Below are 16,118 nucleotides of genomic sequence, written 5' to 3' on the forward strand. Positions count from 1 at the left end.
GTGGCAATGGAAAAGCAGCTCCGCTTCGCAATCCGCGAAGGTGGCCGTACCGTTGGCGCTGGCTCCGTAACCGAAATCATCAAGTAATCGGATAATAAAATGCCCAGAGAACTCATCACGCTCGAATGCACAGAATGCAATCAGCGCAACTATGACTGCGATAAGAACAAGCGTCTTCACCCCTCCCGCGTGGAGTACAAGAAGTACTGCCCGTTCTGCCGCAAGCATACTGTTCACAAGGAAACCAAGTAAGGAAGTCCGAATAGGTCGGTAGCTCAATTGGTAGAGTCACGGTCTCCAAAACCGTTGGTTGGGGGTTCGAGTCCCTCCCGACCTGCTCACTTCCTGGAGTCATTATGCGCAAGATCCAGCAATATGTCAAGGAATCCATCGAGGAACTGAAGAAAGTTACTTGGCCTACTTGGGAAGAACTTAAGGGTTCGACTTTGGTAGTGATGCTTTTTAGCGTCATTATGGGTCTGTACATTGCCGGACTCGACATTGGTTTCTCTTGGATCATTGACAAAATTATGGGAAGAGGTTAACTAGTATGCTTTGGTATGCCATTCACACCTTTTCCGGTCAAGAAAACAACATTAAGAAACGTATCGAGCAGATGATTGAACGCGAAGGCGTTCGAGAAAAGTTCGGCCGTATCATTGTCCCGACCCGCGAAGTGGTTTCCACCGTTCGCGGTCGTCGTCATGTATCGGTGCAGAACGCAATGCCTACTTACGTTTTCATCGAAATGGTGCTGGACGAGCTCACCCAGCATTTGGTGATGAACATTAATGGCGTCACCCATTTCCTCGGAATGACACCCACTAAGAGGGTGGCTATTCCTTTACAACAGAGCGAGGTCGATCGTCTTCTTGGAGTTGATCCTAGTGGCTCCGCAGAAGGTGAGATCCAAAATCCGTACACAATTGGCGAAAATGTCCGCATCAAGGAAGGTCCGTTCAAGGACTTTGTGGGCGTCGTAGACGAAATCATGGAAGACAAGACCAAGATCAAGGTCATGGTCACGGTCTTCGGTCGTTCTACGCCTGTCGAACTTTCCTACAACCAGGTTGAGTCCGACATCGCTTAAGACTACGGTTTTGAAACGGAGATAACACAGTGGCAAAGAAAATCACAGGTTATATTAAGCTCCAGATTCCTGCAGGCGCCGCAAACCCGGCTCCTCCGGTGGGTCCCGCCCTTGGTCAGAAGGGTGTGAACATCATGGAATTCTGCAAGCAGTTCAACGCAAAGACTCAGAACGACAAGGGCATGATTATCCCGGTCGTTATTACGGTCTATGCCGATAAGAGCTTTACCTTCATCACGAAGGTATCGCCGGTTCCGGCCCTCATCAAGAAGGCCGCCGGCATTGAAAGCGGCTCTGGCGAACCCAACCGTAAGAAAGTTGGTAAGCTCACCAAGGCCCAGGTCCAGGATATCGCCCAAAAGAAGATGCCGGATCTAAACACAATCGACCTCGAAGCCGCTATGCGCATGGTCGCGGGTACTGCTCGCTCCATGGGCGTTGAAGTGGTTGACTGAGGCAGGTAATTCACCGTTACGTATCTGACAGGAAACACCATGTTCAGAGGAAAAAAATACAAGAAGATTGCAGAAAGCATCGATCGTAACAAGGCTTATGATCTTGCTGAAGCAGTCCAAATCCTTAAAAAGTCCGAATTGAAGTTCGACCAGACGGTCGAAATCCACTTCAATCTCGGTGTGGACCCAAAACATTCCGACCAAGTGGTTCGTGGCACTGTCGTGCTGCCGCATGGTACCGGTCGTCAGGTCCGCGTCTTGGTTTTCTGCAAGGACAATAACCTTGAAGTTGCAAAGAACGCAGGCGCAGACTACGCTGGTGGTGCTGACTTGGTTCAGAAGATTCAGGAAGGCTGGCTGGACTTTGATTCCGTCGTTGCTACTCCCGACATGATGCCGGTGATTAGTAAGGTCGCTAAGGTCCTCGGTCCTCGCGGTTTGATGCCTTCTCCGAAGGCCGGCACTGTGACGGTTAACGTCGCTCAGACGGTTAAGGAACTCAAGGCTGGTAAGATTCAGTACCGCGTTGACAAGGGCGCCAACGTCCATGCCCCCGTAGGCAAGCTCTCCTTCGGCGTCGAACAGCTGGTTGAAAACACCAAGGCTGTGATCGATTCCGTTGTCAAGAACAAGCCTCAATCTTCTAAGGGCACCTACATTAAGAGCCTTACGTTGTCTGCAACGATGGCTCCGGGCATCAAACTTGATATGGCACTGACGCGATAGGAGACACCATGAAAGCTGTAGTTAAAAAACAACAGACTGTGGACGCGCTCGTCGAGTCCTTCAATGGCGCTACCGCCGTTTATCTGCTCAATTATCAAGGCATGACCGTAGAAAAGGACAATGCCCTTCGCAAGGCACTCGCATCTAAGGGTGTGAAGTACCACGCTGTGAAGAACACTCTTCTCAAGCGCGTGCTCGCTGCTCTTAAGGTCGAAGGTCTCGACGATTTGCTGACCGGCGCAACTTCCGTGATGGTCGGCTTCGAAGAAGATCCGCTTCTGCCTGCTCGCGAAATTGAAGCATTCCACAAAGCAAACCCCGATTTCTTGGTTGCCAAGAGCGTGTACCTTGATGGCAAGGCGATGCCTGGCTCCGAAGTCGTGAACCTCTCCAAGATCCCGGATCGTAAGGGCATGATCGCTCAGATCGTCTCCATCGCTCTCGGACCTGGCTCCACGATCGCCGGTCAAATCAAGACACTCCAGGAAAAGCTGGAAAAAGAATCGGGCTCCGAAGCTGCCCCTGAAGCCGCTGCGGAAGCTTAACAACAAACCACAAACCAAAAAATTTAAACGGAATAATCGGAGAAACACATCATGGCAACTGATATCAAGGCACTGGGCGATCAAATCGTTGGTCTTACCCTTCTCGAAGCCAAGGCTTTGGCTGACTACCTTAAAGAAACCCACGGCATCGAAGCTGCTGCCGGTGGCGCCGTCGTAATGGCCGCTGCTGCTGCTGCCCCTGCTGAAGAAAAGACTGAATTCGACGTGATCCTCGTCGAATGCGGCGCTAAGAAGATGGACGTCCTCAAGGCTGTCCGCGCCATCACCGGTCTGGGCCTCAAGGAAGCTAAGGACCTGGTCGAAAAGGCCAACAGCGTGGTTAAGGAAGCAATGCCGAAGGCCGACGCTGAAAAGCTCAAGAAGGACCTGGAAGATCTCGGAGCAAAGGTCGCTCTGAAGTAATGCTTTCACTTCATTGACTTACTATACGCCAACTGCCTGCACTGTACGTGCGGGCTTTTGGTGTATAATGTTTGTCACTATTTTTTGCTATTTTTAGATAAAAAAGCTCTTCACCGGATGAGGTATTTCAAATGACCACGGAGCGAAAAAGCTATTCCTCCAACAAGTTCCAGCTGGAACTCCCGTACCTGATCGAAGTCCAGAAGGCTTCGTACGAGCAATTCCTCCAGAAGGAAATCTCGCCTGAAAAACGTCTCAAGGTAGGGCTGGAACGCGTGTTCCAGGATATTTTCCCGATCACTGACGTCAAGGGTCTTTACTCCCTTAATTATGAAGGTTATTATTTCGGTATCCCGAAGTACAGCATCCCCGAATGCCGTGAGCGTGGCCTCACGTATTCCATGGAGCTTTACGCAACTCTTTCTCTGCAGATTTTCGAAGAAGATGGCGAAGATCGCAAGCTGAAGGAAGAAGTTAAGAACGACGTTCTTATTTGCGAACTCCCGATCATGACTGAAAACGGAACGTTCATCGTCAATGGCGCTGAACGCGTTGTCGTTTCCCAGTTGCACCGTTCCTACGGTATTAGCTTTGACGAAGAACTCCAGCCCAGCGGCCGCTCCGATTACAAGAGCCGTATTATTCCGCACCGTGGTGCCTGGGTGGAATTCAATACCGAAGGCGACACCCTTTATCTTATCATTGACCGCAAGAAGAAGCTCGCTGCTACGACCATGCTCCGTTGCATCGGTTTCGAAACCACGCAGGAAATTCTCAAGCTCTTCTACAAGAAGACCGAAGAAGTTTCTATCGACGAGCTCAAGGGTCAGTTTGACGAAAATGGCGTCTGCGTCCTCATCGACCGCATCATTTTCGAAGACGTGATTGACAAGGATTCCGGCGAAGTCATCGTTCACGCCAACGACGTGATTGACGAAAAGAAGCTCGAATGTCTCATCGAAAACAAGGTGGAAACGGTTGTGCTCCTCTCCAAGGACGAAGACAACCTCCTCATCCACTACACCCTCGCTGCCGACAAGTCCAAGTCCCGCGAAGACGCCCTCAAGGCTATCTACTCCGTGACTCACCAGCAGCAGGACGAAGCTCCGGATATGCGCACTGCCGAACTTTACTTCGACAGCCAGTTCATTTCCGATCCGCACAAGTACGATCTCGGCGAAGTTGGCCGCTATCGCTTGAACGCTAAGATTTACAGCAAGCCCGAAATCTTGAAGGTCCTGGAAGAACAGGGCGACGAATTCAAGATTCCGTCCCTCACCACGATGACCATGAGCAAGGCCGACTTCCTTGCCATCATCGAATACATGGTTGGCCTCTACAGCGATACCGAAGGTTACACCCTCGACGATATCGACCACTTGGGCAACCGTCGTACCCGTTCCGTGGGCGAACTCCTTGCTAACCAGATTTCCGTGGGCCTCTCCCGTATGTCTCGCGTCATCCGCGAGAACCTGAACCTCCACGGCGAAGACGAACAGACCACTCCGCGCGACCTCGTGAATACCCGCATGGTCAGCTCCACGGTGCAGTCCTTCTTCGGTTCTTCTCAGCTTTCCCAGTTCATGGACCAGATGAACCCGCTTTCTGAATTGACTCACAAGCGTCGTCTCTCTGCTCTCGGTCCTGGTGGTCTTTCCCGCGAACGCGCAGGCTTCGAAGTCCGTGACGTGCACTACACGCACTACGGCCGTCTCTGCCCGATCGAAACTCCGGAAGGCCCGAACATCGGTCTTATCAACTCCCTCGCATCTTTCGCCGTGGTGAACCACTTCGGCTTTATCGAAACCCCGTACCGTATTGTGGGTCTCATTGACTTCAAGGATGCCAAGGGCAACATCGTGAAGATTCCTGAATCCAAGTGGCATTTCGGTATCTTCAAGGCTTTCGTGCATGACCCGCACCTCTTCCTGGAACTCGAACTTTCCAAGAAGCAGATCGACTCTGTGCGCATGAACCTCGACATCAAGCAGCGCGACCTCTTCGAAGGTTTCGTGAACAAGGTGTTTGCGTTCAAGGATGCCGAAGGCAACGTGACTTACTACCGTAACGGTTTCACCGTTGATGACTTCAACGGCAAGGCCGATTACGAACAGGTTGGCACTGTGGTCGAACAGATCGTTTCTGACTACATCACCTTCCTCACCGCCGACGAAGAAGACGCATTCAAGGTGGCTCCGGCTTCTACCGAACTCACCGAAGACAACCGCTTCAAGGGCGACATGGACGGCTACGTGATCGTTCGCGACAAGAGCGAATATCCGCACCTCATGCGTCAGGACAGCTTCGAACTCGACGACACCGAAACCGAACGTATCGACCTCATGGACGTGGCCCCGATGCAGATCGTGTCTGTGGCTGCTGGTCTTATTCCGTTCCTCGAACATGATGACGCTAACCGTGCATTGATGGGTTCCAACATGCAGCGCCAGGCTGTGCCTCTGCTCCGCGCCGAAGCTCCGGTGGTGGGTACGGGTCTCGAACGCCGCGCCGCACTCGACTCGGGTACGGTCGTCCGTGCAAAGCACGACGGTAAGGTGACCTTCGTTGACGCCCGCAACATTACCGTGCAGCGTGGCGACATGGTCGACGGCAACTTCGTGCCGCTCACCGGTCTCGGCGAAGACTACGAATTCCTCGGCAAGGATCCTATCGACAACTACGTTCTGCGCAAGTTCGAACGTTCCAACCAGGATTCCTGCATCAACCAGAAGCCGATCGTAGACGTGGGCGACTTCGTTAAGGCTGGCGACGTGCTGGCTGACGGCGTTTCCACCGATCACGGCGAACTGGCTCTCGGTAAGAACATCCTCATCGGCTTCCTCCCCTGGAACGGTTACAACTACGAAGACGCCGTTATCATTTCGGAAGAACTGGCCATCAAGGATACCTTTACCTCTATCCACATCGAAGAATATGAACTCGAAGTCCGCGACACCAAGCGCGGTCCGGAAGAACTCACCCGTGAAATTCCGAACGTTGGCGAAGATGCTCTCCGCAACCTCGACGAAAACGGCGTGATCCGCGTGGGTGCCGAAGTTTCCGCTGACGATATCCTCGTCGGTAAGGTGACTCCGAAGGGCGAAACCGAACTCTCTCCGGAAGAACGTTTGCTCCGTGCTATCTTCGGCGAAAAGGCCGGCGACGTGCGCGATTCTTCTCTGAAGGCTCCTCCGGGAATGAAGGGCGTCGTGCTCGAAACCCGTATCTTCAGCAAGAAGGACAAGGCTGACAAGAACAGCAAGGAAAAGGACCAGGAAACCATCAACGAAATCCGCGCCAACTTCCAGGCTCAGATTGACAAGATCAAGGCTTCTTGCTCCGAACACTTGTTCGAACTTTTGGGTGGCAAGGCTGCCGGCAAGGTCATGGACAATGAAACCCATGAACTCTTGATTCGCGAAGGCCAGACTTACACCGAACAGAACCTGTCCGTGATCGACGTGACCAAGGTTTCTCCGGCCTCCACCTTCGTGGTGGGCGACGACGAACTCCAGGAAAAGGTGCTCTCGCTCGTGCTCGTGGCTCGCGACAACCTTGATACGCTCACCCGTACCATGGAAAAGGAAATCGACAAGGTCACTAAGGGTGACGAACTCAAGCCGGGCGTTCTCAAGAGCGTCAAGGTCTACATTGCCAAGAAGCGTTGCCTCTCTATCGGTGACAAGATGGCAGGTCGTCACGGTAACAAGGGTGTGGTCTCCAAGATCGTGCCGGTCGAAGACATGCCGTTCACCGAAGACGGTCGTCCGCTCCAGATTCTTCTGAACCCGCTGGGCGTGCCTTCTCGTATGAACATCGGTCAGGTGCTTGAAGTTCACCTTGGCTGGGCTGCAAAGACCCTCGGTTTCAAGGTTTCTACTCCGGTGTTCGATGGTGCCAAGTTCGAAGACATCTGCAAGGAACTTGAAAAGGCTTACCAGAAGAACCCGATCGTGAACTACGAAATGGATCCGGACAACAACAAGATTATCGGTAAGGCAAAGCTCTATGACGGCCGTACCGGTGAAGCCTTCTTGAACCCGGTGACGATCGGTTACATGTACTACCTGAAGCTCGGTCACTTGGTGGACGACAAGATCCACGCCCGTTCTATCGGTAGCTACGCTCTCGTGACCCAGCAGCCTCTTGGCGGTAAGAGCCAGTTCGGTGGCCAGCGCTTCGGTGAAATGGAAGTGTGGGCTATGGAAGCTTACGGTGCCGCTTACACGCTGCAGGAACTCCTCACCGTCAAGTCTGACGACGTGCAGGGCCGTTCCAAGGTGTACGATGCTATCGTCCACGGTCAGAACACTCCGAAGCCGGGTGTTCCTGAATCCTTCAACGTTATGATCCGCGAAGTTCGTTCTTTGGGTCTCAATATTCAGACCAATGGAGATAAGTAATATGGTCGAAGAAATTGAACGCGACAATTCTGGCGATATTTCGATTCACCTCGCCGCTCCGGAAATGATCCGTAGCTGGTCCCATGGTGAAGTGACCAAGCCCGAAACTATCAACTACCGTTCCTTCAAGCCTGAAAAGGATGGTCTTTTCTGCGAAAAGATCTTTGGACCGGTGAAGAACTGGGAATGTAACTGCGGTAAGTTCAAGCGCATCCGTTACAAGGGTGTGGTGTGCGACCGTTGCGGCGTGGAAGTGACTCACTCCAACGTGCGCCGTAAGTACATGGGCCACATTGAACTTGCTATTCCTCTGACCCACACCTGGTTCGTCCGTAACCAGCCGTGCGTCATTGGCGCTCTCCTCAATTTGTCCACCAAGGATCTCGACAACATCATCTACTATGAAAAGTATGTCGTGATCGATCCGGGTGACGCTGACCTCGAACCCAACGCCTTGATTGATGAAGCCCAGTATCAGGACCTCACCAACGAAGGCCGTACCTTCGACGCCAAGATGGGTGCCTCCGCTATCAAGCAGCTGCTTGACCGCGTGGACCTCACCGCCCTTTCTGCTGAACTCCGTACTCAGGCTATGTCCAAGTCCAAGACCAAGCAGGAAGACGCCCTCAAGCGCCTCAAGGTCGTGGATTCCTTCCTCAAGTCTCAGCGCGACAGTTTCCGTAGCTACTACGAAGATCCTGAAAAGGCCCAGAAGGCCGACAGCCAGCAGCCCTGGCTCCGTGGTCTCGCCGAAGCCGTTGCCGAATTCAAGGCTAACTATGAAGCCAAGCACGACAACTTCGTTGTTGCCGACGCTTACGAAGAATTCCGCAAGATGTACCCGAGCGAAGCTCGCCTTCTCGCCAACCAGCCGTCTTGGATGATCCTCGACGTGCTTCCGGTGATTCCGCCTGATCTTCGTCCGCTCGTTCCGCTCGAAGGCGGCCGTTTCGCAACGTCCGACTTGAACGAACTTTATCGCCGTGTCATCAACCGCAACAACCGTTTGAAGAAGTTGATCGACCTCCGTGCACCGAACGTGATTCTTTGCAACGAAAAGCGTATGTTGCAGGAAGCCGTTGACCAGCTGTTCGACAGCGGCCGTCGCACTGCCCGTACGGGTTCTGCACGTCCGATGAAGAGCCTCGCTGAACTCCTGAAGGGTAAGCAGGGCCGCTTCCGTATGAACTTGCTCGGTAAGCGCGTGGACTACTCCGGTCGTTCCGTGATCGTGGTGGGCCCGGAACTTCGCATGCATCAGTGCGGTCTTCCGAAGCGCATGGCTCTCGAACTTTACAAGCCGTTCATCATCCACCGTTTGGAAGAAGAAGGTATCGTTTATACCCTCAAGTCCGCTAAGAAGTACGTGGACGCCGAACGTCCGGAAGTGTGGGATATCCTCGAAGAAATTATCGAAGACCACCCGGTGATGTTGAACCGTGCCCCGACGCTTCACCGTCTGGGTATCCAGGCGTTCTATCCGCGCCTGATCGAAGGTAACGCAATCCGCCTCCACCCGCTCGTCTGTACTGCATTTAACGCAGACTTCGACGGTGACCAGATGGCTTGCCACCTTCCGCTGTCTTTCGAAACGCAGCTCGAATGCCGCGTTCTCATGCTCTCTTCGAACAACATTCTTCACCCGGCTTCCGGTCAGCCGATCGCTGTGCCGGGCCAGGATATCGTGCTCGGTCTGTACTACCTGACCAAGCCCCGTCCGGCCCGTAAGGGTGAAGGCATGCACTTCTTCGACTCTGCCGAAGCCGTGCGCGCCTACGAAAACGGTGTTGTCGATCTGAACGCAATCGTTTACCTGAAGCTTAAGGCCGGCAAGAAGATCTACATGGGCGCCCTCGAAAAGGATGCCGTCTGCTTGCGTGAATCTGCCGACGACAATGGCAATATCGAAGTTGCCGTGAAGGCCGGTGAAAAGATTAAGTTCCTTACCCTTAAGGAAGACAATGTTATCAAGACGACCGTCGGTCGTATCATCTTCAACGAATTCGTTCCGAAGGAACTTGGCTACGCCAACGAAACCTTTGGCAAGAAGGTGATCGCCAAGTCCATTGACGACCTGTACCGCCGCACCGGTAACCGCGTGACCGTGGATTACCTGGATGACCTGAAGGCTAACGGTTACAAGTGGGCAACTCGCGCCGGTTCTTCTGTGGCTATCGCCGAAATGGTGATTCCGAAGGAAAAGCAGGAAATGCTCGACAAGGCTGCCGAACAGGTTTCCCGCATCCGTGGCCTCTATGAAGACGGTGTGATTACTGACGGTGAACGTTATAACCAGACCATCGACGTCTGGTCCAAGACGACCTCCGAAGTCGCTGCCAAGCAGTGGGATTTGCTCTCCAGCGACCGCGACGGCTTTAACCCGGTTTACATGATGGCCGACTCCGGCGCTCGTGGTAGCCGCGAACAGATTAAGCAGCTGTCCGGTATGCGTGGTTTGATGCAGAAGCCGATCAAGCAGCTCGGTGGTCAGGAAGTTATTGAAAACCCGATTAAGTCCTGCTTCCGTGAAGGTCTGAACGTGATGGAATACTTCATCTCGTCTCACGGTGCTCGTAAGGGTTTGGCTGATACCGCTCTTAAGACGGCTGACGCTGGTTACTTGACTCGTCGTCTCGTTGACGTGGGCCAGGACCTCGTGATTACCGAAGAAGACTGCGGTACTACCGATGGTATCGAAGTGTCCGCATTCAAGGACGGCGACGATACCGTGATCGCTCTCGAAGAACGTCTCCTTGGTCGTGCTCCGGTGGATGACATCAAGCACCCGGTTACTGGCGAAGTGATCGTCAAGGCCGGTGAACTCGTGACCGAACGTGATCTTCCGAAGATCTCCGCTACCGGTCTCGAACACATCAAGATGCGTTCCGTGCTTACCTGTAATTCCCGCAATGGTGTCTGCTCCAAGTGCTATGGCCGTATGCTGGCTTCCGGTCGTCCGGTTGACCTCGGCGAAGCCGTGGGTGTGCTTGCAGCCCAGTCCATCGGTGAACCGGGTACGCAGCTTACCCTCCGTACCTTCCACATCGGTGGTGCTTCTTCTCGTCTTACTGTTGAAAGTGACAAGAAGGCAACCGTGGATGGCCGCGTCGAACTCGAACAGGTGGAAACCGTCGAACACGATGGCCAGAAGGTCGTTACCAGCCGCATGGCTGAACTCGTTATCTTTGACAAGACCGGCATCAACAAGGGTCGTTACCAGATTCCGTACGGCTCTATCCTCCATGTCGAAAACGGCGCCTCCGTTACCGCTGGCGAAGTGATGTTCGAATGGGATCCGTATAACAGCCCGATTATCAGTAACGTTTCTGGTAAGGTTGTTCTTACGGACATGGTTGAAAACCGCACCTACCGTTCCGAAACTGACGAAGTGACGGGCGTGGAAACCTGGACCGTGATTAGCGACAAGCAGCACGGCAAGAAGGACCTCCACCCGGCAGTTACCATCGTTGATTCTTCTAACACGAAGATCGGTAACTACATGCTTCCGGACGGCGCTATCCTTACCGTTAAGGCTGGCGACATGGTGACCGTCGGTCAGACAGTTGCAAAACTTCCGCGCGCTGCCGGTAAGACCCGCGATATTACGGGTGGTCTTCCGCGCGTGGCCGAACTCTTCGAAGCACGCGTTCCGAAGAACAAGGCATTCATCGCTCCGATCGACGGCCTGGTCGAAAAGATCGAAGAAGTCCGCAACAACCAGGTAGTTTATATTAAGATGGATGACCAGGAAGAGAAAGTGCTGGTTCCCCGCGGCGTCCATCTGGCGGTCAACGAAGGTGACCGTGTCCACATTGGTCAGAAGATCAGTGAAGGCAGCGTGGATCCCCACGATATCCTCGACGTCCTTGGTCCTGAAGAGGTCCAGCGTCACTTGGTGAACGAAATCCAGGCGGTGTACCGCCTGCAGGGTGTGGCTATCGCAGATAAGCACATCGAATGTATCGTCCGCCAGATGATGCGTAAGGTGAAGGTCAAGGATTCCGGAGACTCCGAACTGCTTCCGGGCGAAGAAATTTCCAAGGCCCGTCTCCGCGCAGAGAACGACCGCTTGGTCGCACTCGGCAAGACTCCGGCGACCTTCACGCCGATGCTCCTTGGTATCACGAAGGCATCCTTGGCGACAGACAGCTTCATTTCTGCCTGCTCGTTCCAGGAGACCACCAAGATCCTTACCCGCGCTTCCATCGAAGGTAGCGTTGACCCGCTGTTGGGTCTTAAGGAAAACGTGATTATGGGTCGTCTTATTCCGTGCGGTACTGGCGCACGCCACCTGAGGAACGTCCAGGTGGTGGATGCCGATGCCGAACTGGATGCCGCGGCTCGGCCTATGGGTATCCAGGGCGATTATACCGTGTCTGACGATAACGATATCCAGATGTTGGATAACGAAATCGGCATCAATGACGATGATGATTCGGATAATTAACCCGAGATACTTGAAAAAAATTGGAAAAGAAACTATATTTGCACTCCAAAATCTAGGAGATTAACAGTGCCAACTATTCAACAGCTCGTCCGCAACGGACGTGAACAGATCAGCAACAAGACCGCTTCCGTGGCCTTGAAGTCCTGCCCCCAGAAGCGCGGTGTTTGCACCCGCGTGTACACCAGCACCCCGAAGAAGCCGAACTCTGCTCTTCGTAAGATCGCCCGTGTGCGTCTTTCCAACAAGATGGAAGTGACCGCATACATTCCTGGTGAAGGCCACAACCTCCAGGAACACTCCATCGTGCTCATCCGCGGTGGTCGTGTGAAGGACGTCCCCGGTGTTCGTTACCACATCATCCGTGGTACCCTGGATACCCAGGCTGTGAACGGTCGCCAGAACGGCCGCTCCAAGTACGGTGTTAAGAAGAAAGGTGCCGCTCCGGCCAAGAAGTAAGGAAGGTAGAATATGTCTAGAAGAAGAAAGGCTCTCCATCGCTCCATCCTCCCGGATCCGCGTTACAAGTCCACGCTCGTTACCGAACTCGTCGGTGTCGTGCTGAAGCAGGGCAAGAAGACTATCGCTGAACAGATCGTCTATACCGCTCTCGAAACTCTCGGCCAGAAGCTCGAAGGCCCGGAAACTCCGCTTGAAAAGTTCGAAATCTGCCTCGAAAACATCAAGCCGCGTCTCGAAGTGAAGTCCCGCCGTATCGGTGGTGCCAACTACCAGGTTCCTATGGAAGTTGCACCGGATCGCGCCAAGGCTCTCGCTCTCCGTTGGTTGCTCGACGCTGCCCGTAACCGCAACGAAGCCAACATGGCTGACCGCCTTGCTGCAGAACTCGTTGCCGCCAAGAACGGTGAAGGCAACGCTGTCCGCAAGAAGAACGACACGCACAAGATGGCCGAAGCCAACAAGGCATTCGCCCACTTCCGTTTCTAATTCTTGCATTAGCACAGAATTATCCTAGAGGAAGGGCTCGCTTACAAAGCGAGCCTTTTCTGTATTGAGGAGTAGGGATCTGTAAGGGAGGGGAATCTTATTTGCAGAGGTGTTTATGAATTTTAAGAAAAGCATTATTGCGAGCACCCTCGGGTGCGCGGTAATCTCTTTCCCGCTGTTCCTTGCCGCCTGTGGCGACGACAAGAGCAACAGCGCAAATGATGGTGACATCAAAAGGAATACACGTTTTTATGGATCGCGGAGAGTTTTCCATCCGTTGCATAAAGAAGTAGAAGCATCGCCGTCAAATCAATCAAAAAAGTCCCGAAAGGAAAACCTTCCGGGATTTTTTGGTTGTTTGGGTTGGAGTGATGATTATTGTTTAATAGAAAGTTTGTAAATGCTCCGTGTATTTGCCTCGGGTGCGTCGATAGCGTGTACGCCCGGGGTGAAGTGCTGTACGGCGCTCTGCCACAGGATGCGCCCCTGGTAGTCGAACTGCACGACGCTTGCCTTTAATGCTTTGTCGGTTTGCATGTAGAGTTTGCCGTCTTGCAGGCGAAAGGAGTTGCCGGCGGCCCTCCCGGTAGGCTTGATAGCCGTGTTACTCTCCAAAGCCTTCATTTTGGCGATGCCGGCCTTCCAGGCGTCAACGGCGGCCTGCGAGGTGTTGAGCGCCCAGTCGCCTTCGTTGGCTTCTTTGCTCTGGCTGAACCACATCACCGCAAATACGCGGGAGAAGTCCGTGGCAAAATGCTCGAACATGTCGGTAATCCATTCGGCCTTGTTCCCACCGAGTTCGGAGCTCGAAATTTCGGCGATGAAGAGTGGCTTGTCGATATTCGCGAGCGCGTTGTACGCCTTCTTGAATACCTGCGTGAACGTCTGCCAGCTGGACCAGCTCTGGCATTTGCCCCAGTTGTAGCCGTCGATGGAGATGTAGTCGACGTATTCGTCGCCGGGGTAGTTGCCGGTGAGCGTGGAACCCTTTCCTGCGTTCGAGGCGTTAGTGGTCCACACCCATTTTACGTTCTCGACATTTTCTTCGCGGAAGATTTTCACGATGTGGCGGAATGCTTCGGCCACGTTTGCGTCGGTGTTGCCGGCACCTTCTTTACCCACGCCCCAGTCGTACCAGTCGCCGTTTGCTTCGTGGAGGGGCCTGAGCCAGATTTCTTCACCGTAATTCTTGACGCCCTTGGCGTAATCGCGGATGTATTCGTCGGCCCTGCCGTCGACCAAGTCTTGGGCACCGTATCCGTTAGCCATCCAAGTGACCACCAGTGTGGAGCCGTTTTCCTTGGCGACGTTGGCGTATTCTTCGGTTGCGTTCCAGTCGTTGATGTCGAAAAGTGCAAAGTAGCTGATAAGGTCGAGATGCGTGCCCTGCAAATCCTGGAACGCCTGCACGTTCTGCTGCGTGGGCTGCGGATACTGACCCGGGCCACCGACCCATGCGCCGACCTGGAATGCCATGGCCGCGACAGGTGCGACACACATAGAGAGGAATAGTTTCTTGTTCATATAAACCCCGATTGGCGTTAAACGCCGGTGATGTTGTTTTACGTTTTAAAGATATGTTCGGGATTTTGTGAAAGACGTTTTAATTGTTTATATTTATATTAAAGTGTATCTAGTGTTATAACGGAGGCTCCATGACTGTCGATGAATTTTGCAAGTGGATAGAATCGTCCGGATTCAAGGATGGCGCAAGGCTTCCATCTGTGCGCAAGGTGGCTGCGTCATTGCACGCCTCGACCTTTACCGTTTTCCAGGCATACAAGCGCTTGGTAGAACAAGGGAAAATCTACGGAGAGCACGGTAATGGTTACTTTTGGGGCCAAAAGCCCGAAATCGTGGTAGACGCAAGCGAGCACGAGACCGAACGCTTGGAGCGCCTGCTTTTAGAAGACTGGAAATCCGGCAAGATTTCGGTAGACAGTACGCTGCCGTCAATTAAGAACTTGTGCTTAGTTTACAGGACCACATCGGGTTCCATGAGCCGAACCCTTGAAATGCTGCGTGAAAGGGGAGTGCTTGACCGCAAGGGCCGCGGGCGTTACTACTTCAAGAACACAAGGTCGTCTGCGGCCAACTTGAAGGAAATCCTCTTGATTATGCGTTGCAATCCGAATGGGGATTTTAACGGGCTTGGCGAACGTGAACTGACGTTCATGCAGAAGGTGTACGCCGAGGCACGCCGCAACAAACTTAAAGTCAAGGCGCTCGGGTATTATGAAAAAGAGGGCCTTTTTCTAGATGCCGCCGGAAACCGGGTTCGGCTGGAGGACTGTGGCGAATACTTCGGTGCCGTCGTTTCGACAATGCTGGTGTTCAACATAAGCAAACTCTTTGCCCTGCTTGCCTGCACGCGGTTCCCGATTTCGGTGTGGTGGGAACACCCGCTGTACGACATTCCCCGCGCATTGAAAAAAGAAAAGCGCTACGCGTTCTTCAATTTGGCCTTTGGTGATTTCCCGGGGCGCGCGGTGGGACATTTCTTGAAAGAAAAGGGAATGGAACGTGTCGCCTTTATTTCGCCTTACCACATGAGCATGTGGTCGAGGGACCGCCTGAAAGGACTCAAGAAGGTGGGGCTCGAGGTAATTGAATCGACCGATGCGAGCCATGCGAGCCATTTTGATTTTATGCAGGAGAAGGGGACGCACGAACTTTTCAGCCGTATTTTGCTTAAGCTGGTGAAAGAGATTCCGCCTGTAGATGCGTGGGTCGTGTCTAACGACAGGGTAGGGGTGGAACTTTTGTCGCTTGTGGAGCAGGGCAAGCTCAAGCGCCCGCCTTACATGGTTTCTTTCGACAATTCCAACGACAGCTATCGCAACCGCCTGGATTCCTTTGAGTTCAGCCTCGATGCCCTTGCCGAGCAATCCGTATTCCATCTGGTATCTCCTGGTGTTACTTTGTATAAAAAAGACGATTTCCGTGAGCTTTCGGGGCATGTCGTGGAAAAATAAGCCTTTTTTCTTGGAATTATATTTTTGTATGTTATATTTATAAACGTGCAACGTGATTCGGGGAATAGGTCGATGGGTGGATTGAAGCTTCTTTGGATTGTGATTTGCT

15 protein-coding genes and 1 tRNA gene are annotated in these 16,118 nt (G+C 53.1%); 15 read left to right on the forward strand and 1 reads right to left on the reverse strand.

Translation table 11 applies throughout. The features are described from left to right. From ACJMNB_RS08540 to ACJMNB_RS08605, 14 genes are all read left to right on the forward strand, one after another. On the forward strand, window positions 1–87 hold an 87-nt coding region (locus ACJMNB_RS08540), incomplete at its 5' end, for a hypothetical protein (RefSeq protein WP_405333124.1). A 12-nt stretch (window positions 88–99) separates the two neighbouring features. Then, the gene (rpmG, locus tag ACJMNB_RS08545) at window positions 100–252 is read left to right on the forward strand and encodes a 50S ribosomal protein L33 (protein ID WP_072801172.1); all 153 of its coding nucleotides are present in this window, start codon (window positions 100–102) and stop codon (window positions 250–252) included. Between the two features lie 12 nt (window positions 253–264). Beyond that, window positions 265–337, forward strand: a tRNA-Trp gene (locus ACJMNB_RS08550). Between the two features lie 19 nt (window positions 338–356). Then, entirely contained in the window at window positions 357–545 is a 189-nt protein-coding gene (secE, locus tag ACJMNB_RS08555; RefSeq protein WP_072801173.1) for a preprotein translocase subunit SecE, read from the forward strand. A 5-nt stretch (window positions 546–550) separates the two neighbouring features. Then, window positions 551–1,090, forward strand: a complete 540-nt coding sequence (nusG, locus tag ACJMNB_RS08560; protein ID WP_072801174.1) for a transcription termination/antitermination protein NusG — start codon at window positions 551–553, stop codon at window positions 1,088–1,090. 29 nt (window positions 1,091–1,119) lie between these two features. Further along, on the forward strand, window positions 1,120–1,545 hold the full coding sequence (gene rplK, locus ACJMNB_RS08565; RefSeq protein ID WP_072801175.1) for a 50S ribosomal protein L11: 426 nt from the start codon (window positions 1,120–1,122) through the stop codon (window positions 1,543–1,545). A 39-nt stretch (window positions 1,546–1,584) separates the two neighbouring features. Beyond that, on the forward strand, window positions 1,585–2,271 hold the full coding sequence (gene rplA / locus ACJMNB_RS08570) for a 50S ribosomal protein L1 (RefSeq protein WP_072801176.1): 687 nt from the start codon (window positions 1,585–1,587) through the stop codon (window positions 2,269–2,271). An 8-nt stretch (window positions 2,272–2,279) separates the two neighbouring features. After that, entirely contained in the window at window positions 2,280–2,816 is a 537-nt protein-coding gene (gene rplJ, locus ACJMNB_RS08575; protein ID WP_072980604.1) for a 50S ribosomal protein L10, read from the forward strand. Window positions 2,817–2,867: 51 nt separating this feature from the next. Continuing rightward, entirely contained in the window at window positions 2,868–3,239 is a 372-nt protein-coding gene (gene rplL / locus ACJMNB_RS08580; protein WP_072980602.1) for a 50S ribosomal protein L7/L12, read from the forward strand. Window positions 3,240–3,370: 131 nt separating this feature from the next. After that, window positions 3,371–7,642 (forward strand): DNA-directed RNA polymerase subunit beta, encoded by a 4,272-nt coding sequence (gene rpoB, locus ACJMNB_RS08585; protein WP_405341407.1) that lies wholly within the window; start codon window positions 3,371–3,373, stop codon window positions 7,640–7,642. Window position 7,643: 1 nt separating this feature from the next. Then, a complete protein-coding gene (gene rpoC, locus ACJMNB_RS08590) occupies window positions 7,644–12,089 on the forward strand; it encodes a DNA-directed RNA polymerase subunit beta' (protein WP_405341410.1) in 4,446 nt (1,481 codons plus the stop codon). A gap of 66 nt (window positions 12,090–12,155) precedes the next feature. Continuing rightward, window positions 12,156–12,545, forward strand: a complete 390-nt coding sequence (gene rpsL / locus ACJMNB_RS08595) for a 30S ribosomal protein S12 (protein WP_072980597.1) — start codon at window positions 12,156–12,158, stop codon at window positions 12,543–12,545. 12 nt (window positions 12,546–12,557) lie between these two features. Then, window positions 12,558–13,034 carry a 30S ribosomal protein S7 gene (gene rpsG, locus ACJMNB_RS08600; protein ID WP_072801182.1) on the forward strand — a complete coding sequence of 159 codons (477 nt, stop codon included), beginning with the start codon at window positions 12,558–12,560 and terminating at the stop codon, window positions 13,032–13,034. Window positions 13,035–13,149: 115 nt separating this feature from the next. Next, the gene (locus ACJMNB_RS08605) at window positions 13,150–13,434 is read left to right on the forward strand and encodes a hypothetical protein (RefSeq protein WP_405341415.1); all 285 of its coding nucleotides are present in this window, start codon (window positions 13,150–13,152) and stop codon (window positions 13,432–13,434) included. Here the strand turns inward: ACJMNB_RS08605 and ACJMNB_RS08610 are convergent. Continuing rightward, on the reverse strand, window positions 13,410–14,558 hold the full coding sequence (locus ACJMNB_RS08610; RefSeq protein WP_405341418.1) for a glycoside hydrolase family 26 protein: 1,149 nt from the start codon (window positions 14,556–14,558) through the stop codon (window positions 13,410–13,412). The genes ACJMNB_RS08605 and ACJMNB_RS08610 overlap by 25 nt on opposite strands. 131 nt (window positions 14,559–14,689) lie before the next feature. On the opposite strand from ACJMNB_RS08610, the gene ACJMNB_RS08615 reads away from it, so the two are divergent. Further along, entirely contained in the window at window positions 14,690–16,009 is a 1,320-nt protein-coding gene (locus ACJMNB_RS08615) for a GntR family transcriptional regulator (RefSeq protein WP_405341421.1), read from the forward strand. Window positions 16,010–16,118: the final 109 nt, after the last annotated feature.

Origin of the sequence: Fibrobacter sp., from assembly GCF_045131395.1 — a bacterium.
In the GTDB taxonomy this organism is placed as follows: domain Bacteria; phylum Fibrobacterota; class Fibrobacteria; order Fibrobacterales; family Fibrobacteraceae; genus Fibrobacter.